The following is a 21,375-nucleotide window of genomic DNA, read 5'->3' as shown; positions in this document are numbered from 1 at the left end:
CGGTCAGCCGCCGGCTGCCATCTCGGACATGGCAGCCTCCGAACGACGGGCCATCTCGTCGGGGTCCACGTCTTCGATGTGAGTCGCGAGATTCCAGCGATGGCCCCACGGGTCTTGGATCATGCCCGAGCGGTCGCCGTAAAACTGGTCCTCGACCGGCCGCACCTCAGTTGCGCCTGCCGCGAGCGCAGCGGCGAAGGTGGCATCCACATCGTCCACGTACACGCTGAGCTGCACGGGCGAGCCGCCGTAGTGGGCCGGCGAATGGAATTCCATCTCGGGAAACTCGTCGGCCACCATGATGAGCGAATCGCCCAGCGTCAGCTCCGAATGACCGATTTTGTCACCCATGGGGAGGCGCATCCGCTCGGTCATCCCGAGCACCTCGGTGTAGAACGCAATCGCATCAGAGGCGCCGTCAATGCTCATCGACACCGAGATGCGCGGGTAATCGTCGGGAATCGCCTTGGTCATCGTGCGGGCTCCTTCTGCTTCTGCGTGCGTGCCCGAGCTCACGCTAGCGAGCTACCAGCAGCTCGACTGCCTGGGCCACCGCAGTCTCGGCCCGCGCTTCGAGGCCTGCTGCACCCGCGCTCGCGATGGGGTGCTCGATCACCGTAAAGGGATGCTCAGGCACGCCTTGGACGCGTGCCATCAGCTCAGCCGCGTCCACGAACGCACTCGTCATGACGCTGACTGCGGGCACGCCGATTCGCTCGGCGGCGACGGCGTCGTGCAGACTGCACGACGAGCAGCTGCCTCAGTCGCCGACGCCGGCCAGCACAGCCTCCCAGCCCATTGCCTCGGCAAGCAGCTCGTGCTGCGCGGGAGCGCTGTAGTTGGCCTTGGTCCGGCGGACCACCTCCGCCACACCGTGACGGTCGCGCAGCAGTCGTTCGACGTGATCGAAGAACGGCTGAGTGTTCTGCTTGCCGTTGGAGATGACTCCCACGGTGGCGCCTTGCAAGGTGACGAGCCGCTTCGGCGCTTCGAAGCCGGCAGGTGCTTGCTCATGGGTGGGATTCAGCAGCTCCACGCCGACCTCGCTCTGTTCAGGGCTCTGTTCAGGCACTGCGGTCTGTTGCCGCACTGCACCCTACGGTCACAGCATCAGAGCCGCAGCGACTAGTCCACATCGCAGTCCACGCAGGCGCCCACCGCCACAGTGGAGGCGTGGCTTCGGGTGCCGAGCCACGGCGGAATCACCGCCGCGAAGCCGCCCGCCGGCCCGCCCGCGGCGACAATCAGCAAGTCGTCGGGGGATTCCAGCGCCGAATAGCTCTGGTCGGCCCGATCCTTGACGATTGCTCCCTTGCCGACATCCGCCCAGTCTCCCCGGCGCACCCGGGCACGCTCGAAGACGCAGCCTGCGATGTCGTCGGGGGTCCAGCCGGCCGCATCGAAGTGAGCGCGCAGCTGCGGGGGCAGCACCACGACGTAATTGCCCGGCCAGATGGAATAGTGGAGTTGGTTGGCCCGGATCTCTGCGGCCACGGTCTCACAGAGCTCGGTGGGGTCGGTCGTCCATTCGTTCATGATCTGGCGGGGCGCCATCGAGGCCACCGCCGTCACCGAGGACACCTGGCCTCGCTCGGCCTGCACCGTGGAGAGCCGGCGGTCGCCCAGCGATACCCAGCTCGTGGCCTCCTCGTCCTCGGCGATGCAGTAACCGAGCTTGCCGGGATGGCCCAGCGTGGCCCGGTCGATGCCGCCAGGCTTCACATCGAGCACGTTGGCCAGCACCAGCCGTACTGCCCGTGCGATGACCGCACAGGACCGGTCGGCGCCGCCGAGCACGCTGAAGGTGGCGTCCATCGCCAGCTCACGCCGGACAGGTCCGTTGACGATCAGCATGACCGCGCAGCCGCCGGTGGACGCCGTCGGGCCGTGGAGCCCGAACTCGGGCTGCAGCATCGCCGTGAGCGCGGTCACGACGACCGGGAAGTGTTGTGGCGAGCATCCTGCCATCACCGCATTGACCGCGGCCTTCTCCGCCGTGATGGCCCGTGCCCGCACCGGCTCGATGCCGATCAGGTGGTCCGGCGACAGCATCGCCCAGTCCAGACACGCCGCCACTGCCTCCTGCGTGGGCGGCACGACAGGCAGGCCGTCTGTCCACCCGCGGGCGTGGAGGGCTGCTTGAGCTTCGGCGAAACCGTCGACGCTGATGCGACCTGAGGTCAGCCGCATCGTCATAGCTGCATCGTCATGACGCTGTGAGCAGCCGCCCGCTCGAATGCCGACAGACGGCGTGCGATCATGCGGGCCGGGCGGTCAGCTGCGCTCGAACAGGCCCGACAGCAGGCCGCGTGAGTCATCGGAGGCCGGTCCGGCGGCGTTCGCCAACACCCGCGACGAGAGCCGCTCGAAGGGCAAGGATTGCAGCCACACCCATCCGGTGCCCGACACCGTGGCCAAGAACAGTCCCTCCCCGCCGAAGAACATCGACTTGAGATTGCCGGCGCGCTCGATGCTGTAGTCGAGCGACGGCTGCAACGCCACCAAGCAGCCGGTGTCGAGCTTGATGGTCTGGTCGTGGAGCTGGACAGCCTTGATGGAACCTCCGGCGTGCAGGAACGCCATCCCGTCACCGGACAGCCGCTGGAGAATGAAGCCCTCGCCGCCGAACAGCCCGGTGCCGATGCCGCGCTGCCAAGCGATGTCGAGCTTGGTCCCCATCGCCGCGCACAAGAACGCATCGCGCTGGGCGATGATCTCGCCGCCCATCTGAGCGAGATCCACCGGCACGATCTTGCCCGGGTAACCCGCAGCGAAGCCGACCTTGGCCTTGCCGCCGGCACTGGTGTTGGTGAAGTGGGTGAGGAACAGCGACTCGCCGGAGACGGCTCGCTTGCCGGCGCCCTTGAGCTTGCCCCACAAGCCCGAACTCGGCTCGGTGCCGTCACCCATGATCGACTCGAACGACACGCCGTCTTCGATGAACATCATCGTGCCCGCTTCGCCGATGACCGTCTCACCGGGATCCAGTTCGATCTCGACGAATTGCATGTCGTCGCCGAAGATCTGGTAGTCGACTTCGTGACTCCGCATGGCTCTGTGCTCCTTGCTTGACGGGTTCAGTGAGTGACGGACTCAGTGGATGAGCAGAAGTACATCAGTAGATCGCCGAATCGGCGTCGCTGCCGACGGCCGACACACCGGATTCACGCGCCGTGCGCAGATCGAGCGCCATGCCGCGGCCGAGCGCCATGGCATCGCCTGCAACGGTCTGCATACGGAAGCCCTTGCCGCGCCGGTCCGCCGAGAGCGCCGCCGTGGAGTGGATGCCGGCCACCACGCCGTGGGCTGCGCACCGCTGCGCAATGTGCTCCAGCGTCGCCTTGTACTCGTCATGCTCGTCGCTGTAGCCAGGTCCGTAGCCGTAGCTGATCGACAGGTCCGCAGGCCCGACATAGATGGCATCCACACCTTCGACGGCCAAGATGTCGTCCAGCGAATCGACGGCTTGGCGCGTCTCGATCATCGGAATGCACGCGCTGGTGGCGTTCGCCACGTCGAAGTAGCTCTCGCCCGCCGCGGCGCGCGCCGCCGCCAAGATGGGTCCGAAGCTGCGAGCGCCCAGCGGCGGGTACTTGCACGCAGCCACAGCTGCTGTGGCCTCGCCGACCGAGTTCACCATCGGGATGATGACGCCCCGCGCTCCGGCATCCAGTACGCGCCCGATGATGCCGGGTTCGTTCCACGGCACCCGCACAATCGGCGTGCCGCCGCCGAGCTCGATCGCCTGCATCATCGTCACCGCGACCTGGTAGTCGGCAACGCCGTGCTGCATGTCGACACAGACATAGTCGAAGCCGGCGCGCCCAGCGATCTCTGCCGAATGGCTCGATGCCATCGACAGCCACGTCCCCAGCGCCTCGCCGCCGGCAGCCCACGTGTCCATCATCTTGTTGGACGTGTTCGACATGGGTGTGGCCTTCCTGTGGGGTGAAGCGCTGCGTGGTGAACCGCAGTCAGGTGAACCGGGACGGCTGGCCGCTGTCGCCGGTGGGGCTCAGTCTTCGAAGATGTCGCGCAGGATCGCATTCTCCTGCGCCTCGACCAAGGGCACGATCTCCGTCACAAACTCCTGCCAGTCGGGATCGGCAAAGAGCGCCTTGCGCTTTGCGGCCCGCTCGGCCAGCGAGTCATAGCGCCACATGTGGATGATCTCGTTGATGCCGCCGAACTCGGTGGTGTAGTAGCCGACCGGCTCGCCGAGATGCTTGCGCTGCGGCTCGTAGCCCTTGTCGAAGTACGTCTTCACCCATCGCTCGGGTGTGCCGACCTTCAGGCGGTAGCGCCGCATCTCCACGAAGCTCATGGTCATCTCCTCCCGATCAGCCGATCCGCTGCTCCGGCCAAACCGCTAGTCCAGCCGAACCGTAGCGCACGAGTCAGACGCTCATGGGCGCAGGTCGCGCACCCGTTGCGCCTTGCCCTCCGATCGTGGAATGCCCTCGGGCTCGACCGTGCGAACCTCGACGGCGATGCCGACCCGCTGTCGTACCGCGCCGGCGAACTCGTCGGCTATCGCCTCGTGGTCTCCTGCGTCGGGCTTGGGTTCGAGCACGGCCGTGATGCCTTCGAGACGTCCCCGCTGATGCACTTCGAGGAAGAAGTGCCCGGTCAGCCTCGGATCGGCAGAGACCAGCTCCTCGAACTGGCTCGGGAACACGTTGACGCCGCGGATGATGAGCATGTCGTCGGTGCGGGCCGCGACCCGGCCCATCCGCCGCATCGAGCGAGCGGTGCCCGGCTGCAGCGAGCAGATGTCACGTGTGCGGTACCGGATCACCGGCATCGCCTCCTTGGTCAGCGAGGTGAACACGAGCTCTCCCGTCTCGCCCTCGGGCAGCACCTCGCCCGAATCTGGGTCGATGATCTCGGGATAGAAGTGGTCCTCCCAGATGGTGGGCCCGTCCTTGGTCTCGACGCACTCGTTGGCCACACCGCCGCCGATGACTTCCGAGAGTCCGTAGATGTCGACCGCGTCGATCCCGAAGGCGTCCTCCAGCTCGGTCCGCATGGCCTCGGACCACGGTTCGGCACCGAAGATCCCCACCCGCAGCGACGTCGAGGCCGGGTCCAGGCCTTGGCGGCGGAACTCGTCGGCAACCACCAAGGCGTAGGACGGCGTGGCGCACAGCACGTCGGCGTCGAAGTCCACCAGCAGCTGCACCTGTCGAGCGGTCTGGCCCACCGACGCCGGCACCACCGTGCAGCCGAACTGCTCGGCCCCGTAGTGGGCGCCCAGTCCGCCGGTGAACAAGCCGTAGCCGTAGGCGACATGGACGACATCGCCCGGCTGCACACCGGCAGCGACCAACGATCGCTGGAACACGTGCGACCACATGTCGAGGTCGGCCTGGGTATAGCCCACCACGGTCGGCTTGCCGGTGGTTCCCGACGACGCATGGACCCGGGCCACGCGCTCTCGAGGCACGGCGAACATCCCGAAGGGGTAGGTGTCTCGCAGCTCCCGCTTTGCGGTGAACGGGAACTGCCGCAAGTCCTCCAGGCGCTGCAGATCTGAGGGATGCACGCCCGCCTGGTCGAACAGCTGCCGGTAGAGCGGCACGTGCGCGTAGGCGTGCGCCAGACTCCACTGCAGGCGCTTGAGCTGCAGGGCTCTGATCTGCGCGACCGGTGCGTTCTCTATGGGATGCAGGCCTCGCTTGGCGGCGGGCTCGAACTTGGCCATGTGACGGCTCCTGCGGATCCGGGCGGAGCGTGTGCCGGGGCCTCCGTGCCCGAACAGCTGCGCCGCTAATGCCTCCAGCAACATTGTGTCCGGGCGGAGCGTGTGCATGGGTGCAGCAACATCATGTCCGGGCGGAGCGTGGGCAGGGGCCTCCGTGCCCGAACAGCTGCGACGCACCTGTTGAACGCGCGGGGTGCGTGACGGCCCGGCTGACAGTTGTGTCTCGTCCGGGCGGAGCGTGGGCAGGGGCCTCCGTGCCCGAACAGCTGCGACGCATCTGCTGAACGCGCGGGGTGCGTGACGGCCCGGCTGACAGTTGTGTCTCGTCCGGGCGGAGCGAGGGCAGGGGCCTCCGTGCTCAAACAGCTGCGACGCAATTGTTGCACGCTGAGGGTGACTGGCTGCGAGCGCGGCTGTCGGCTGTGTCTCGTCCGGGCGGAGCGAGGGCAGGGGCCTCCGTGCTCAAACAGCTGCGACGCATCTGCTGAACGCGCGGGGTGCGTGGCGTCGCAGAACTGCGCGCGGAGGCCCCTGCCCACACCCCGCCCTCGCCGATGAGATCACTCGCCCCGAACAACGGGTGCTGCTCAGTCCCCCGGCGGCTCGCCTGCCCGCGCTCCGCCCTCGTTGGTGAGATCATTCGCCGGCTGCGCCTCGCGGGCACCCGGTGACGGCACCAGCCAGTCGAGTATCGGGCTGCGGCTGCCGCAAGGCACGCTCGGCCGGCGCAGCTGACAACTGCGGCCTATGGGGCTTTGGTCCACCAGAAGACACGGCGTATCGCGGACCAGCGCTTGCAAGTCTCCGAATAGGCGACAACGCTTGCCCGCAGCCGGTAGCCGGCGCCTGCCGCGTGACCGGTGAGCGTGACCGTGCGGGAGAGGGTGGGGCCAGCGGACTCGAAACTGCCCGCCCCCACGCGTTCGCCGGTGGTCACGTTGCGCACCTCATAGGCATAACGGACGGTCTTCACCCAATGCGGCACACCCGCACGGGTGTACGCGCAACGCACATCACGCTGCACATCCGGCGTGGCAGCGGGTTTCGTCCAGGTGACCGTCACCCGATCCGGCTTGCCGGTGTCAACTTTCAGTTCTCGCACCGGCATCGGCGCCATCAACGGACGCCTCGGCGGACCGGGCGGCCTGCCCGCCGCGGCGACAGCGAACGTGCGCGTCACCGGCGGCGAGAAGCTCCAGCACACAGCACTGTACGCCAGCACTTCCGCGGTGTAGCTCACCCCGGGGTCGAGGCCGGTCACCAGCCAGCTCGTGGTGCCCGACAGCACCAGCGACTCCGCCACCACACGCCCCACACCCGACCCGCCGCCACGAGACCGTTCGCGGACACGCACCAGAAAGCCCGACGCCTCACAAGCACCGCCCCCCGGCACCGACCACGACACCAACAGCACACCGCCGCCCGACACGACGCGCACCCCTGACGGCTGCCACGGCCTCCCAGACACCACCACACCACCAGAACCACCAGAACCACCCGAACCGCCGGAGCCGCCACCCCCGCCGCCGCCTGAACCGCCGCCGGAGCCTCCTCCCGACGAAGACCGCGGCACCGCCGTCGTCGTGCTGGTCGTCGCAGCAGTCGTCGTGGTCGGCGATGTCGTAGTGGTCGCAGCAGTCGTCGTAGTCGTCGGCGCCGTCGTCGTGGTCGTAGTCGGCGGTGTCGTAGTCGTAGTGGTTGTTGTGGTCGTCGTCGTGGTGGTTGTAGTCGTCGTCGTGGTGGTTGTTGTGGTCGTGCTCGTTGTCGTCGTAGTTGTCGTTGTGGCAGTGCCGACGGTGAACGACGCCCAGTCCGACGCAGGCCCCGTGCCGGACGCGTTCACCGCCCGCACCTGCATCCGCCACACACCCGCAGCCAAACCCCCCGACCGCCTAATCGTGTGCGACGTCGTCGACGCCCCCGAACCCCCAATCGAATACCAACCACTGTCAGACCCGCCCGGAGGCCGCCACTGATACTGCCAACCCGTAATCGTCGAATCACCCGGATCGCTCCACGACACCCTCAACCGATTAGACGTCCCAACCCTCGCCAACCCCACACCCGACGGCTTCGCAGGCACCCCCGCCGCAGTCGTCGAAGTAGTCGTCGTCGATGTTGATGTCGTGGTCGTAGTAGTCGTGGTGGTTGTTGTCGTGGTGGTGCTGGTCGTGGCCGGCGCGTTGGCGCCGTCGTCGTCGAGCACCTCCAAAACCGCCGAACCCTCCACTCGCGCAAAAGGGCTGACATCGTAACCCGGAGCCAAGTACATCACCTTTCGCTTGTTCTCCTGAGTCGTGTCCCCCCGCACACTGAACACCAACGAACCCGTGGTCTGCCCCGACGCAATCGTGATCCTGCGCCCGTTCGGCCAACACACGTCAGCATTCGCAGGATTCGGCGCCGAGCACGACGTCGCCGGCGTGTAATTCGAGTTCCACGTCAACGTGCTCGCCACCCCCACGTTCTGCGCCAGCCTCGACACCGTCACCGTCCTGTCGTTCCCCGACACCGCAGACGGCAACGTCACCGACAACGTCACATCCGTGCGACCCGAGTCGCCCTCACGCACCTGCGCAGGCGCCAACGACACCGCCAACGTATCGCTCGACGTGCCCGCCGTGCCCGAAATCACACTCGACTGCACACCCGGCCCGTTCGCGTTCACCGCCCGAACCTTCACATAACTCGACCCCGACGCCGGCGCCACAAACGACGTCGTCGACGCACCCGAACCAGACACGTCCACCCACGCCGTCGAATCCCGCACCGCCCCAAACGCATCGCTTCCCACAGCAGTACCCACCACATACTGATACTTCGTGATCGACGCATCATCCGGATTCACCCAAAACACCCGCACCCCGCCCACAGCCCGACCAACCAGAAAATTCTCCGGCTGCCCAGGCACCGAACCCTGACCGGACACACCCACCGGCACCAACACCACCACCGACACCGCCAACACCACCACCCCCACCAAACCCCACAACACACCCCCACGCCCACCACCAGCCGCACGCCACCGCTCAACTACGCACCGACCCCCCCCCCGCGAGGACGACACCCAGAACTCACTAGACCAGCACGATCAGTCATCAACACAAACCCCAATCAACGGGCATTGCATCTCGCCCGGCTCGCGCGGACTGCGGACACCTCAAACGACACCGCAGACCCGCCGTCGCGTAGCGCGCTGAGTGTATACCACGCCGACCCGACCACGCAACGGCCCTCACGCCGGAACCATCCGCAGCAGACCGCCGTACCGTCCGGACAGGTGACTGCGTGCCGTGCGAGCCGGATGTGCTGTCGGGGGTGTGGCTGAGCGTGGATGTGTAGCGGCTCGACGAGGGGGGCTGCGGTCGCGGCTGGCTGAGCTGGCTGCGACTCGTGAGGGTCTGGCATCGGGTGCGGTGCCTGCCGGGCGCGCACGGTGGATCGCCCGCGCCGCCGCCGACGCTCCGATCAACGAGCAGCACCTGGCTGAACGCGCACAAGTCGAGGGTCATGAAGAGTTCCTTCGCACCGTCGCCCGTCACGTCGCGGACCGCAGCGGCGACGACGGCGCGTCGCTGCTGGACCGGCAGCGACGCCAGCGTGCCGCAAGCGCGTTCACGCGTCCTGAGACCGGCATGACGGTGGTGAACGGCCAGTTCGACCCGATCACGGCGGCCACACCGACCTTGACACCGGCCGCTACCTGCTCCAACCACCAGCCAAACAGCCCCCAAGCAACACGTCGCCACCAGCCACGCGACCATCAGCCAAACATGGCTGCGTCCGATGCGTCAGACCGTCGAACCATGTCAACAATCTTCTAGACCAACACACCTTCAGTCGAACACACCTAGTGTGGAAACGTGTCGCGACAGATGGGCTCCAACCTCGTGCTGCAGTTGACCGTCAGCAGGTGTTGTTGCAGCAGTGTCGGCACAGGGTGTGGATCGGCACAGGGTGTGGAAACGTGTCGCGACAGGAGCTGACCGCCGGTGACTGACTTTCGCTTCACGATCCTCGTCGTTCCGTACATGCGTCGCCGCGGCGAGCAGATCGGCCTTGCAGGGTCGATGCCGGAGCGATGGCAGACCTTGATGGATCAAGTGCGGACGCAGATGCAGTTTGCCGAGTCGGTCGGGTACGACGGCTTCGCGATGACCGAGCAGCACCTGCAGGTGGAAGGCATCGAGACCACGACCAACCCGCTGATGTGGGACTACTTCGTGGCGCAGCACACCGAGCGGATGCGGGTGGGTCAGCTCGGCATGAACCTCACTGCGGTGAATCCGATCCAGCTGGCCGAGAACATCGCCATGCTCGACCACTTCACCGGCGGGCGGACGTTCGCGGGCTTCTCGCGTGGCAACACGCCGCGCTGGACCGGCACGTTCGGCCAGCACCTCGCCATCACCTCCACAGAGTCCGACAAGTCCGAGGCCGACCAGCGCAACCGCCGGGCGCTGTATGAGAACTGGCACTTGGTGAAGTCGCTGTGGACGCAGGACAAGGTCTCGATCCAAGGCGAGTTCTGGCACGTCCCGCCGTCGATGGAATGGCACTTCCCGCCGACCGACGACGTCGATCCCACCGCGGTCGACCACGACAAAACGCTGCGCGAGATCGGCATCGTGCCCCGACCGCTGCAGCAACCGCACCCGCCGGTGTACGCGCCGTTCAGCTACAGCATGGAAACCTCGAAGTTCTGGGCACGCGAGGGCGGCAAGATGGTCAGCTTCGTGGCCCCCGAGCGGCAGAGCTTCATCGCCACAGCGCTGGACATCTACCTCACCGAAGCCCACGGCGCGGGACGCGACACTACGCCTGCCGATGCGCTCGCTATCGGCGGCCACCTCACCATGGGCCGCACGCCGGCCGAAGCCGCCGACCTGTACGCCGGCTTCGCGGAGCTGTTCAACTGGGCGTACAACGCACCGCCCTACGTGGTGCCAATGGGCCGCGTGTGGCGCGGCAGCCGGGAAGAGGAACTCGATCACGTGGCTTCCCTGCACGAGGAGTTCGGCGTCACCGAGTTCTTCCTGTGGCATCACGTCGGCTACTTCACCCAGGACCAAGAGCTGGCGATGCTCAACGAGTTCGCGCAGGGCGTGATCGCTCCACTGCGCGCCGGCGCCTGAGCTTCGAGCCCGATGCCTGACGGCGGCGTTGCTGCGCTCGACAGCCGCCGACGGGCTGTGGCCGTGGCGATGGCATGCAAGGCAGCGCTGGCACTGTGCTTCTTGGTGGCGATCGCGTTGCCGCTCGATCATCTCGAAGGCAAGGGGATGGCGTTCCGCTTCCCGCTGTTCATGCTCTCGGCGGCAGTGGTGCCGCTGGCATGGGCATGGCGCGGGCGGTTCCGGCCCTACCCGGCCACGGCCGACGCACTGATCGTGGCCCCGTTCCTGATCGACACCCTCGGCAACCTGGCGCATGTCTACGACTCGTTCGATGCCACCGACGACGTGCTCCACACGGTGAACTGGATCCTGCTGGTCGGCGCATTCCACGCGTGGCGCTACCGACGCGGCGGCGCTGCGAGCCTCTCGCGCTCGGACGCGTGGCTGCTCGGCGCCGGGCTGGGAGCGCTCGCCATCGTCGGCTGGGAGGCTGCTGAGTGGATTGTGGCCGCAACCGGCGCAGGCGGCGGACTGGACCTCACCTACGACGACACCGTCGCCGACTTGGTGCTGTCCACTGTCGGCGGCATGGTCGGCTCCGCCCTCGCTGTCGCAGCGTTCCCGCGCCGTCGCACGGGCGGAACGGAGCAGGCCTGAATGTGCTGGCTTCACAGCAAGTCTCAACGTACTGTAAATCGCCGAATGCTCGGAAACCCGCATGAACACTGGGTTTCCCGGCTTGCTCTCAGCTACTCTAAAAATTTTAGAGTAAAATTCTGAGGGTTAGATAGGGTCAGCAGTACTCGCAGCGGCCCCGTCTCGGGCGCGGACTGCGGCGCTCGGGCTACAGGCTGCGCAGGCGCTCGACGGCTTCGTCGAGCATGTCGTGCTGCTTGCAGAAGGCGAACCGGACGAGGTGACGGCCCTCGTCGGCGTTGTCGTACATGACCACGTTCGGCACTGCAGCCACGCCGACACGCTCCGGCAGGCCCCAGCAGAATTCGATGCCATCGGCGTGGCCGAGCGACCGGATGTCGGCAGTGACGAAGTAGGTGCCCGCAGGCTCGAAGACTTCGAGGCCCACCGAGCGCAGGCCCGCGCAGAGTCGGTCCCGCTTGGCGCGCAGGTCCTCGGCCTGGGTCGTGAAGTACTCGTCGCCAAGGTCGAGCCCGACGGCGACAGCACGCTGGAATGGTCCTCCGCTGACGTAGGTCAGCCATTGCTTGGCCGTGCGCACAGCCGCCACGAGCTCGGGACGAGCACACGCCCAGCCGATCTTCCAGCCGGTTACGGCAAACGTCTTGCCGCCGCTGGAGACGGTCACGGTGCGCTCGGCCATGCCCGGCAGCGTCGCTATCGCAATGTGCTCGCCGTCGAACACCAGATGCTCGTACACCTCGTCGGTGACCACCAACAGATCCCGCTCAATGGCCACTGCGGCAATCGCCTCTAGCTCGGCCCGGGCAAACACCTTGCCGGTCGGGTTGTGAGGACTGTTGAGCACCAGCAGTCGGGTGCGCGGCGTGACCGCTGCGGCCAGCTCGTCAGCGTCGAAGCCGTAGTCGGGCGGGCGCAGCGTCACCACCTTGCGGACGGCGCCGGCCATCGAGACGACGGCACCGTACAGGTCGTACCACGGTTCGAAGGTGAGCACCTCGTCGCCCACCTCGGTCAGTGCCAAGATGCTCGCCGCCAGCGCCTCGCTGGCACCGGCAGTGATGAGCACCTCGCGCTCCGGGTCGACCTCCATTCCCCAAAAGCGAGCCTGATGCCGGGCGACCGCATGGCGCAGCTCCGGCATCCCTATGCCCGGCGGGTACTGATTCGCCGTGCCGCTGCGGATCGCTGCTACCGCCGCTTCGAGCACCTCTGCCGGTCCGTCGGTGTCGGGGAAGCCCTGACCCAGGTTGATCGCACCGGTGCGCACGGCCAGCGCAGACATCTCCGCGAAGATCGTCGACTGGTAGCCCTGCAGGCGCGAACTCAGGTACGGCAGCCGTGCCATGCGGCGAAGGCTACGAAACAGCTACTGGTAGGAGACGAACAGCGGCGACGGTCTGAGCGCCAGCACCTGCTGCGGGGTGGGCGTGGGGAAGTCCTCGTCGTAGAAGTTCTTCCAGCCCCAGTAGAAGCGGCCGGCGTCGGGCTGGGTGGTCAGCACCTCCCATGTGCTGTACTTCGTGGCGATCGGGCCCTGTCCGTCCATGTGGATCATCACCGCCAGCTCTGCGGGGGTCGCGACCTGATCGCGGTTGGTGATCATCGAGAAGCTGAATTGGTGCATGATCAGCAGCTTCTGCGGCAATGCCTCCTCGCGCACGAGACCGGCCAGCCAACCCACGACCGGGTTGATCTCGGCGGCGTCGACCGTGCCGACTTGACGCAGATGCACCTCGCCGGGCCGCAGCCGCCACTCGGGATCGAGCGCCAGGCCGACATGGGGATGCCGCAGCAGCTCCGCATAGCGCTTGGCCTGTGTCAGGAAATCGGTTCGGCCCGACTGCAGGTCCAGCACCACGTACATGTCGTTCTCGGCAGCCATGTCGATCCACGGCCGGATGACGTCGAGGGCGGTCTCATTGGAGTAGTCCCCGTCGCCGCCGGGGTTGGCCGATGCCACGGTGGCGATGATCTCGAAGGCGAGGATCACGTCCGAGCCGTCTGCGCCGTAGTCCCGCGCGATGGACCGCACGCGCTCGATTCCCTCGAGCGGGCCCTGCTCGCCCAGCACTCCCAGCTGCGAGGTCGCCGGATGGCCGTACATGGCCACCAGACGGCGGGCGCGGCCGGGCTCGAACAGGAGCAAGCCGCCGCCCGGCAACTCCTCGCCGCGTCTCACGACCTCCAGCTGCCATGCCGCTTCGGTATCGAGCGCAGCTCCGAGCTCGACGTGCGCAGCGCTGCGAAGCGTGTCGCGTGCCTGCGGCGGCAGCGCTCGCAGGTCTTCGCCGGCGCCCACTGCCACGGCCGCTGCGCCGATCTGCGTCCCGAGAGATCCCAACACCGCCGCACGCTCGGCGCTGTGGACCACCCACACCAACGCGGCAGGGGCATCGCGCAGCGGCAGTGCCGCGTTCGGATCGACCGGCACCCAGTCGAGTTCGAATTCGGTATCGATGCCGGAGAGCTGCCGTTGGAGCCGTTGCTGGTTGAAGCCTGCAGCCACGATCCGCTCCGGCGCGAGGCGACGGATCTCTGCCATCGGCTCGGGCGCGGACCAGGACTCGACCAGCAGCAGCGGACCGCGCAGGCCGCGCTCGGCGAGTGTGAGGATCGCCTCGGAGTCGTCGGCGAACGCCAGGCCGACCTCGTGCGCGCAGTCGTAGAGCGCGCGCGACAGTGCCACGCTGAACTGCACAGACGCCGCCCGCGCAGTGTCCGGTGAGCTCTGCGCGACCGCGGCCGCTTCGGCGGTGACGTGCGCAGGAACGTCAGTTGCCTCCCGCGCCGTGCAGTCCCGCTCGGCCGCAGCGGACACCGACGACATGGGCACGCTCGATTCCGGCTGCGCCGGCGCGGACGTTGCGGGCACCGGCGCATCGAGACTGGCAGACCGGCACGCGCTCGCCAGCAGCAGCAACAACACCGTCAACGCGGCCAGCACCGCAGCAGCAGGCGGCCGAGACGAGCGGGCGGACAGCATCTGTCGAGCACAGTTCCGTCGTGCGCTGTGCTGCCGAGCACCAGCCGGTCGCTCACGGATCTGCCAAGACCGGTACCGCCGTGACGGCTGACGTCGCGTCACGCTCGGAACAGCCAAGTCACGTTCGCAGAAACTACGGAGTGCGACACCGATACTGCGGCAATACTGACGACATGCCAACGCCGCAACTGAACCCCCACGTGCCAGCCCGCTACGACATCGCCGGGGTCGACCTGGCGTCGGTCGACGGCGTGCTGTCGACCACCCGCTCGGTTCGGCTTCGGCTGGACCTGGAACGAGACGTGCCCCATGACCTCGTGCTCGACTGCATCGACCTCGCCGAACAGGGGCCCGGCGGCGGCAACCAGGCCAGCCGGCGATGGCTGCTCGTGCGCGACCCGCAGCAACGTCAGGCCATCGGCGACCTGTACCACTCAGTCGTCGGCGAATTCATGCAGCGCAGCCGCGACGCGACTGCCGGCACCGGTCACGCGATGGAACAGGTGATGAAGTCGGCGGCTCACCTCGCGGAACACCTTGCCGAAGTGCCGGTCCATGTCATTCCCTGCGTGTGGGGAGTCCACGACGACAGCGGCAAGCCGGGCTTGTTCGATTCAGTCCTGCAGTCGGCGTGGAGCTTCTGCCTCGCGGCGCGGTCCCGTGGGCTCGCCACCGCTTGGACCACAGCGATTCTCAGCAAAGACGACGAACTGCGCGACGTGCTAGGCATCCCCGCCGGAGTCACGCCGGTGGCACTTCTGCCCTTGGCATGGTCGAAGGGCAGCGAGTTCGGCGCGGTGCCACGCCGGCGCGCCAATGAGATCGCCTACGTGGACGGCTGGGGCCGCACCTGGGAGGCACGCGGCGGCGACTCGACCGCTCGCTCCCTGAGCGAGGGACCGGGGGCCACGGTCGAGATCGACATCGACGCTGCGGCGGAGCGGGTCTGGGAGATCGTCAGCGACATCAACGCAGGCGCCGCCTTCTCCGAGGAATTCGTGCGGGCCGAGTGGGCGCCGGGCTTCGACGGCCCTGCGCTCGGCGCAACCTTCATCGGCCACAACCAGCACCCGGCCGTCGGCGAGTGGAACCTCGAGCTCACCGTCACCGAGTACGAGCCGAACGTGCTGTTCGGCTGGGCCAGCGGCGAGACACCCGAGCAGGCAGGCGCCCGCTGGCGCTACGAGATCGACGTGCTGCACGGCCAGCGCTGCCGCCTGCGCCACGCCATGCGGATCGGGCCGGGTCCGTCGGGCCTCACGATGGCGATCACGGCGACGCCGGACAAGGAGCCGCGCATCCTGGCCCGTCGCCAGAGCGAGCATCTCGCGAACATGACACGCTGCGTCGAAGGCATCAAGGCGCTCGCCGAAAGCGGCACCTGAGCGCACCGTCGACCGCGGCGGCTTCGCGGCCTACCAGTGCAGGTCGGCCAGCGGAGTCTTGCCGCCTTCGGGCGGGCCGTCGCTGACGATCTGGCCGCTGCTCATCTCTACGACGCGGTCGGCCATGCGGGAAATCTCGCGGTTGTGGGTCACCACCAGTACCGCCCGGTCCTGACTGGCCTGCTCGGCGAGCAGTTCGAGAATCTGGGCGCCGGTCTTGAAGTCCAGCTCTCCGGTGGGCTCATCTGCGAGCAGCACGGGGTTGCCGGTGGCGAGCGCTCGGGCGATGGCGACGCGCTGCTGCTCGCCGCCCGACAGCTCGTGCGGGAAGTGGCCGAGCCGGTGACCGAGCCCGACCGCACCGAGGATCTGCGCAGGGTCGGCCGACCCGCCCTTGCCGGCGACGTCCATACCGAACTCGACGTTCTCGGTTGCGGTGAGGCCGGGGAACAGGTTGAAGCTCTGGAAGATGAAGCTGACCGTCTCCCGACGCAGCGCGAACAGCTCGCTTCGGCTCGACGCGCTCAGGTCGCGGCCGCCGACGGTGACCTTGCCCGACGACGCCGAGTCCAGCGCGCCGATGATGTTGAGCGTGGTGGTCTTGCCGCTGCCCGACGGACCGAGCACCACCACGAACTCGCCTGCGTCGACCTGCAGGTCGATGCCCGCCAGCGCCGTCACCGTCACGGGGCCGATTTCGTAGTGCTTGGTGACGCCTTCGAGTTCGATCATCGGTCGCCGCTCCTCCTCGCTGCTCCGCCGCTCCGTCATTCCGCTACTCCATGACCCGGAGCTTGCCGGGAATGAACATGTTCTTCAGCTTGCGAAGCGAGAAGACCGGTGCCAGCGCCACGGCGACGAGTGCCACGGCGAGGTACAGCGCCATCTCCCACGGCCTGATCGACACGATGGCGCCGATCTCGGGGATCGCCGCCGGCAACAGGTACACCACCATCCACACCAACAGCGCGTAGCCCAGCAGGACGCCGAGCAGGATCGCGGCCGCGCACAGCAGCAAGCCTTCCACGGAGAGGTTCGCAATCACCCGCCGCACGGGCACGCCGTAGGCGAACATCGTGGCGTGGTCGCGAGCGCGTTCGTCCACGTTGATGTTGGCCGCGTTGAACGCGATCAGCAGCAGCAGCAAGATCACGAAGATGCGGGCGCCGACGAAGAGGCTCGACGCCTGATCGAGCGAGTCCTCGATGGACTTGAACGATTCGTCGAGGCCCTGCACACGTGCGACGCCGGTGCCGCCGCCGGCGAGCGACCGCTTGACGTCGTTCAGGCTGCTGCCGGGTGCCGGCACGCCGGTGACGGCGTTGGCGAGTCCGCCGAAGCCCCACATCGTTGCCTGCGAGAGATCCATGTACGCGCTGAGCCGCAGCGGGTGACGGTGTATGGCAGCGACCGTCAACGTGCTCGTGGTGCTCGTGTATGCGCCGTCGACCTGCGCCGGATGCGTGACCGTCACGTCGTCGCCGACATCCACGCCGAAGTCGCGGGCTGCCTTGTCGGCCAGCGCGATGCCGGGGGCGCCCGCCGACAGCACTCCTCGTGATGTCGTCGGCGTCCAGATGCTGCTGCCGAAGTCCACGAAGCGAATGACAAGGTCCAGCCGCGTCGGATCGCGAATTTGATCGGTCGCGTCTCGTGCAGGTGCGGCTGTGACGGCCCGGGCGCCCAGCACCACTGCCGGCTCGCCGAGACGCACCGTCGGATGGCTGAGCACGTCGCTCACTTGCGGCGCATCGACCGGGTAGAAGGCATCCATCTGGGCCATGAAGCGATCAGGCTCGCCTCCGAGCAGCTCTCGATTTCCTCGATCGAAGGTGGCAGCAAAGGAACTGCTGAGGCCCACGACGGCGAACAGGATCGCCACGCTCATGGCAAAGGTCAGCGTGGTCATCAGCGTTCTGCGGGGGGTGCGCAGCAGGTTGCGGAACGGCATCCGTGCAAGGCTGCGGCCGGGCAGCGGGACGCGGCTGACGATCGAGGAGAGGCTGCCTCCCCGCGACGCCAAATGGCCTGACCGAATCGCTTCGACTGGTCGAACTCTCACGGCGCGCAGCACCGGCCAGAACGTCGACAGCAGCGGCACCGCGAAGCCGACGGCGGCAGCCCTTGCGTAGACCGCCAGATTCAAGGACTTGTCCAGCACGGGATAGGTGACGTTGGCCTGCGCCACTGCCACCGTCTGGTGAGAGAGCACGTAACCCAAAGCGACACCCAGCACGACACCGAGCACGCTGATCTGTGCGCCGATGAGCATCGGCCGTATCGCAATCGTGCGAGGAGTCTCACCGATGGCCATCGACGCACCGATCTCTCGCCGTTGCGACTCCACCATGCGTGCGGAGAAGTTCAGCGCGGCGAATCCGGCGCCGACAATGAGCAGCAGGGCGAGGACGTTGTTGAGACTCTGGTCGACCTCCGGCGAGTTGCGCAATCCGATGTAGGAGGGCGTCTCATCGCGAGCGATGACATCCAGCGACACGCCGATGGAGGACTCCGCGGCGTCGACGAGCTGGCTTCGCACGCTCTCGGCATCGGCGCCTGGTGCCAGTGTCACCACCACGTCGTTGACCGCGTCGGGTCGGTCGGCGATGTCCTGCGCTACGGACAGCGGAGTGAACAACGCGGCGAAGTTGGACTGGCCGAGCGAGCCTCCGCCTTCTACGACCACAAAGTACTCGGGCGATGTGGCGTGGCCGACGTACTCCACGCTGGTGTCGCCGCGCAAGGTCAAGGTGCCGCGCTCACCCAAGCCGTGAAAGCGGGCGAATTTCGACTCGATCAAGACGCGCCGCACGCCAGCATCCGACGGCGCCATGTTCGCGCCCTTGACGGTTTCGACCCGATTGACGCTCGGCCCCCCGGCGGTCGTGTCCACTCCCATGATGCGTCCCTGCACCAGCAGCTCGCCGTCGTTCGCGGTCGTCTCGACTTGCGTGTCCAGCACGAGACGTTCGCTGTGTTCTTCGATGCCGTCGAGGCCCTCAGCAAGCCGCGCCAGCGAGCCCTGCGGCACGTCCAGACCCCCGCTGACCGTCGCCCGCAGGTCGTACATGTTGGTGAGATCCAGACTCGCGTCGATGGCGTCCAGCCGCCATTCGATGGCGCTGGTCGGACCGGCGTAGCTGCCCATGCCGATCGCAACCGTGAATGCGATACCCAAGATCTGAATCCAGCGCTTGCGGCCCTCCCGCAGCGACCACCGCAATCGCAAAAGCCGCACAACGCGCGCCTACTGCAGCAGCGTGCGCAGAGCCATGACGAATCCGCCCGTGAACAAGCCGGTACCGAAGACAATGGGCCGCATGTGGTCGATGTCTGGGCGATCGGCCAAGATCACCAGCATCAGGCCCAGAACAATGGCCAACATCGAAACCATGAGGACAAAGGCCTCTGTCAGGCTGTAGCCGTCCTTCATGCGAAGCAAACCTAGTGTGCCCGCCACGCGGGGCTCGGGGTGCTAAGCGGCGGCGGCGAGTTCCGTGGCAGCTAGACCCACCGGCGGGGCATCCCATTCCTTCAGCACGGGAAGCACCTCGGTGGCGAACAAGTCGCGGTTGCGCCGGGCTTCGGTCCAGTTCATGCCGGCGAAGCACAGGTTGGGGAAGAACGCCGCGATGCCGATCTTGTCCTTGATCTGTTGGATTTTCTCAAGCACCTGATCCGGAGTGCCGAACGGCATCAGCCGAGCGAAGTCCTCCGCGGCGCCGCGGGCACCGTGGCGGTCGATGTACTTGGAGATGCCCTCGTAGAACTCGTAGCCGGTGACGCCCTCGTGCGGCCGCTTGGGACCGAACTCGTAGTGCTTCATCACGGTGCCGTAGTAGTTGCAGATGTGCTCCATCGCCTTGGCCTCGGCCCGGTCGGCATTGGTGTCCACCCAGCAGAATCCGCCAGACAGCGGCGGAGGCGGCGGTGCAGTGTGATGCTTGGTCCATTCGCCCTGGTACGCAGCAAAGTCGGACTCGACGATCTCCCACGGCTTCTGGGGGATCACCAGCAGGCCGATGCCGAGCTGCGCCATGAGCGGCATGCCCTCCGGCGACACGGCTGCGGCGTAGGTGCGGCCCCTGAATGAGTGCTCGGGCCGCGGGCGGATCTCTCGGCGGGGCTGCTGCACGAACTCGCCGTCATGCTCCACGTAACCCTGCTCGAGTCCTTCGATGAGCATCTTGGCGTACTCCAAGAAGCGCTCCCGGCTCGTGTTCATGTCCACGCGGAAGCCCTCGTACTCGACGCGGGCCAGGCCGCGGCCGATTCCCAGAATGAGGCGGCCGTCGGCGAGGTTGTCGAGCATCGTCACCTGCTCGGCCACTCGCATCGGGTCGTGCCATGGCAACACGATCACTGCGGTGCCGAGCTGCAAGTTCGTCTTGGCGGCTACCCACGTCAGGAACTGCACTGGGTCCGGGCACATCGTGTAGTCGGTGAAGTGGTGCTCCACCGTCCAGATCGAATCGAAGCCGAGATCCTCGGCCTCTTCGACCATGCGGATCTCCTGCTCCCAGACCTCGCGGTCCGACAGCGCATTCTCCGGGTTCTGAAAGACTGCTGAGTAGCCGACATGCATGACGTTCCCCCCTAGCTTCGGATCTCCGGCTGCCGGTGTCGGCGCCGATGCGTCACACTAGGCCTACTCGCAGACCCACGCTGCGAAGCGGCGAGTGCAACACGGTTAGCGTCGCGGCGAGGCGGGCCACGAGACCGAGCGATACCCGACACAGGAGGCTTGACCATGGAGACGACCGCAGTTGCCCGAAGCATGCGCGGCTCAGTGGGGATGCTGGCGATGGACTGGCTGATGGACGCCTCCACGCTCGCGACCGCAGCACAGCGCGGCATGGCCGAAGGCATCGGGGCATACGCAACCGGACGGCTGGGAGTGCTGGGCGAGTGCCCGATCGACAACGTCGTGGCCGCTGCCTACTTCTGGAACCCCGACACGATGCGCGCCGCAGTCGCCGCAGGGCGCGCCGCGATGGCGCCGTCGCAGGGCGCTCGCATCTGGGGCGAGATCTGCGCCGCATTCGGCGCGCAGCGGCTCGCCGGCATGGAAGACGCCGGCCGGCTGGGCGAGCTGCTCGAACAGGTGGTGGATGCGGCGGCGCCCCAGGGCGCACCGACATTCGTCGGGTGGCGAGACCTGCCCCGGCCCGATGCCGGAGGTGCCGCGCACGCGTTCTTCATGGCGCAGATCATGCGGGAGCTGCGCTTCGGTCGCCACTGCGTGGCCGTGCAGGCGCTGGGCATGGGTCCACTCGAGGCGATCCTGTCTGGCCCCGCCGGCGAATGGAATGCCGAGTTCTTCGGCTGGCCGAAGCCGTACCCCGACGTCAGCCACTTGGGCGATGCCCGCGACGAGATCGAGTCGCTCACCGACAAGCTCCACGCGCCCGACTTCGAGTGCCTGACCCCCGAAGAACGCGCCGAGGTGCGCGAGCTGGCCAAGGCGGCACGCTTCCATCAGCCCGGGGAGTAGACGGCGCCGGCAGCCCGACTGTTTGAGAAGCC

Annotated in this window: 19 protein-coding genes; 5 read left to right on the top strand and 14 right to left on the bottom strand. The window is 67.2% G+C overall.

Annotation, left to right across the window (positions count from 1 at the left end; translation table 11 throughout):
• Nucleotides 1-3: 3 nt before the first annotated feature.
• The 8 genes from ACOGI4_RS05575 to ACOGI4_RS05540 all read right to left on the bottom strand — a co-directional run bounded on the left by ACOGI4_RS05575 (nucleotide 4) and on the right by ACOGI4_RS05540 (nucleotide 8,699).
• Nucleotides 4-474, bottom strand: coding sequence for a VOC family protein (locus tag ACOGI4_RS05575; RefSeq protein WP_419842934.1), 471 nt, complete (start codon nucleotides 472-474; stop codon nucleotides 4-6).
• A gap of 43 nt (nucleotides 475-517) precedes the next feature.
• Nucleotides 518-1,036, bottom strand: coding sequence for a UGSC family (seleno)protein (locus ACOGI4_RS05570; protein WP_419843095.1), 519 nt, complete (start codon nucleotides 1,034-1,036; stop codon nucleotides 518-520).
• Nucleotides 1,037-1,125: 89 nt separating this feature from the next.
• Nucleotides 1,126-2,196, bottom strand: a complete 1,071-nt coding sequence (locus tag ACOGI4_RS05565) for a hypothetical protein (protein WP_419842933.1) — start codon at nucleotides 2,194-2,196, stop codon at nucleotides 1,126-1,128.
• Between the two features lie 78 nt (nucleotides 2,197-2,274).
• Nucleotides 2,275-3,051, bottom strand: coding sequence for a TIGR00266 family protein (locus ACOGI4_RS05560; RefSeq protein WP_419842932.1), 777 nt, complete (start codon nucleotides 3,049-3,051; stop codon nucleotides 2,275-2,277).
• A 64-nt stretch (nucleotides 3,052-3,115) separates the two neighbouring features.
• Complete coding sequence (locus tag ACOGI4_RS05555; RefSeq protein ID WP_419842931.1) at nucleotides 3,116-3,928, bottom strand: HpcH/HpaI aldolase family protein; 813 nt, start codon at nucleotides 3,926-3,928, stop codon at nucleotides 3,116-3,118.
• Between the two features lie 87 nt (nucleotides 3,929-4,015).
• On the bottom strand, nucleotides 4,016-4,324 hold the full coding sequence (locus ACOGI4_RS05550; protein ID WP_419842930.1) for an NIPSNAP family protein: 309 nt from the start codon (nucleotides 4,322-4,324) through the stop codon (nucleotides 4,016-4,018).
• 81 nt (nucleotides 4,325-4,405) lie between these two features.
• Nucleotides 4,406-5,704 carry an AMP-binding protein gene (locus ACOGI4_RS05545; protein ID WP_419842929.1) on the bottom strand — a complete coding sequence of 433 codons (1,299 nt, stop codon included), beginning with the start codon at nucleotides 5,702-5,704 and terminating at the stop codon, nucleotides 4,406-4,408.
• 745 nt (nucleotides 5,705-6,449) lie between these two features.
• Nucleotides 6,450-8,699, bottom strand: coding sequence for a fibronectin type III domain-containing protein (locus ACOGI4_RS05540; RefSeq protein WP_419842928.1), 2,250 nt, complete (start codon nucleotides 8,697-8,699; stop codon nucleotides 6,450-6,452).
• Between the two features lie 421 nt (nucleotides 8,700-9,120).
• On the opposite strand from ACOGI4_RS05540, the gene ACOGI4_RS05535 reads away from it, so the two are divergent.
• The 3 genes from ACOGI4_RS05535 to ACOGI4_RS05525 all read left to right on the top strand — a co-directional run bounded on the left by ACOGI4_RS05535 (nucleotide 9,121) and on the right by ACOGI4_RS05525 (nucleotide 11,478).
• A complete protein-coding gene (locus ACOGI4_RS05535) occupies nucleotides 9,121-9,528 on the top strand; it encodes a hypothetical protein (protein WP_419842927.1) in 408 nt (135 codons plus the stop codon).
• A gap of 168 nt (nucleotides 9,529-9,696) precedes the next feature.
• Nucleotides 9,697-10,839, top strand: coding sequence for an LLM class flavin-dependent oxidoreductase (locus ACOGI4_RS05530; protein WP_419842926.1), 1,143 nt, complete (start codon nucleotides 9,697-9,699; stop codon nucleotides 10,837-10,839).
• Nucleotides 10,840-10,851: 12 nt separating this feature from the next.
• The gene (locus ACOGI4_RS05525) at nucleotides 10,852-11,478 is read left to right on the top strand and encodes a hypothetical protein (protein ID WP_419842925.1); all 627 of its coding nucleotides are present in this window, start codon (nucleotides 10,852-10,854) and stop codon (nucleotides 11,476-11,478) included.
• A 187-nt stretch (nucleotides 11,479-11,665) separates the two neighbouring features.
• Here ACOGI4_RS05525 and ACOGI4_RS05520 read toward each other — a convergent pair whose 3' ends face one another.
• Together ACOGI4_RS05520 and ACOGI4_RS05515 are read right to left on the bottom strand one after the other, a co-directional pair.
• On the bottom strand, nucleotides 11,666-12,826 hold the full coding sequence (locus ACOGI4_RS05520) for a pyridoxal phosphate-dependent aminotransferase (RefSeq protein ID WP_419842924.1): 1,161 nt from the start codon (nucleotides 12,824-12,826) through the stop codon (nucleotides 11,666-11,668).
• Nucleotides 12,827-12,847: 21 nt separating this feature from the next.
• Nucleotides 12,848-14,464 carry a hypothetical protein gene (locus tag ACOGI4_RS05515; RefSeq protein WP_419842923.1) on the bottom strand — a complete coding sequence of 539 codons (1,617 nt, stop codon included), beginning with the start codon at nucleotides 14,462-14,464 and terminating at the stop codon, nucleotides 12,848-12,850.
• A gap of 173 nt (nucleotides 14,465-14,637) precedes the next feature.
• Between ACOGI4_RS05515 and ACOGI4_RS05510 the strand changes: the two genes are divergently transcribed.
• Nucleotides 14,638-15,849, top strand: coding sequence for a nitroreductase family protein (locus ACOGI4_RS05510; RefSeq protein WP_419842922.1), 1,212 nt, complete (start codon nucleotides 14,638-14,640; stop codon nucleotides 15,847-15,849).
• Between the two features lie 30 nt (nucleotides 15,850-15,879).
• Here the strand turns inward: ACOGI4_RS05510 and ACOGI4_RS05505 are convergent, their stop codons facing one another.
• Genes ACOGI4_RS05505 through ACOGI4_RS05490 form a run of 4 tightly spaced genes read right to left on the bottom strand, consistent with a single transcriptional unit; the run spans nucleotide 15,880 to nucleotide 20,434 of the window.
• The gene (locus ACOGI4_RS05505; protein ID WP_419842921.1) at nucleotides 15,880-16,620 is read right to left on the bottom strand and encodes an ABC transporter ATP-binding protein; all 741 of its coding nucleotides are present in this window, start codon (nucleotides 16,618-16,620) and stop codon (nucleotides 15,880-15,882) included.
• 4 nt (nucleotides 16,621-16,624) lie between these two features.
• Nucleotides 16,625-19,087 (bottom strand): FtsX-like permease family protein, encoded by a 2,463-nt coding sequence (locus ACOGI4_RS05500; RefSeq protein ID WP_419842920.1) that lies wholly within the window; start codon nucleotides 19,085-19,087, stop codon nucleotides 16,625-16,627.
• A 9-nt stretch (nucleotides 19,088-19,096) separates the two neighbouring features.
• Nucleotides 19,097-19,282 (bottom strand): hypothetical protein, encoded by a 186-nt coding sequence (locus tag ACOGI4_RS05495; protein ID WP_419842919.1) that lies wholly within the window; start codon nucleotides 19,280-19,282, stop codon nucleotides 19,097-19,099.
• A gap of 42 nt (nucleotides 19,283-19,324) precedes the next feature.
• Nucleotides 19,325-20,434, bottom strand: a complete 1,110-nt coding sequence (locus tag ACOGI4_RS05490) for an LLM class flavin-dependent oxidoreductase (protein ID WP_419842918.1) — start codon at nucleotides 20,432-20,434, stop codon at nucleotides 19,325-19,327.
• A 165-nt stretch (nucleotides 20,435-20,599) separates the two neighbouring features.
• Between ACOGI4_RS05490 and ACOGI4_RS05485 the strand changes: the two genes are divergently transcribed.
• The gene (locus ACOGI4_RS05485; protein WP_419842917.1) at nucleotides 20,600-21,343 is read left to right on the top strand and encodes a helix-turn-helix domain-containing protein; all 744 of its coding nucleotides are present in this window, start codon (nucleotides 20,600-20,602) and stop codon (nucleotides 21,341-21,343) included.
• Nucleotides 21,344-21,375 lie beyond the last annotated feature (32 nt).

The organism is Candidatus Poriferisodalis sp., assembly GCF_965205175.1.
Lineage (GTDB): Bacteria > Actinomycetota > Acidimicrobiia > Acidimicrobiales > Poriferisodalaceae > Poriferisodalis.
Note: the sequence above shows the minus strand (reverse complement) of the source record. Positions and strands in the feature narration are given on the sequence as shown.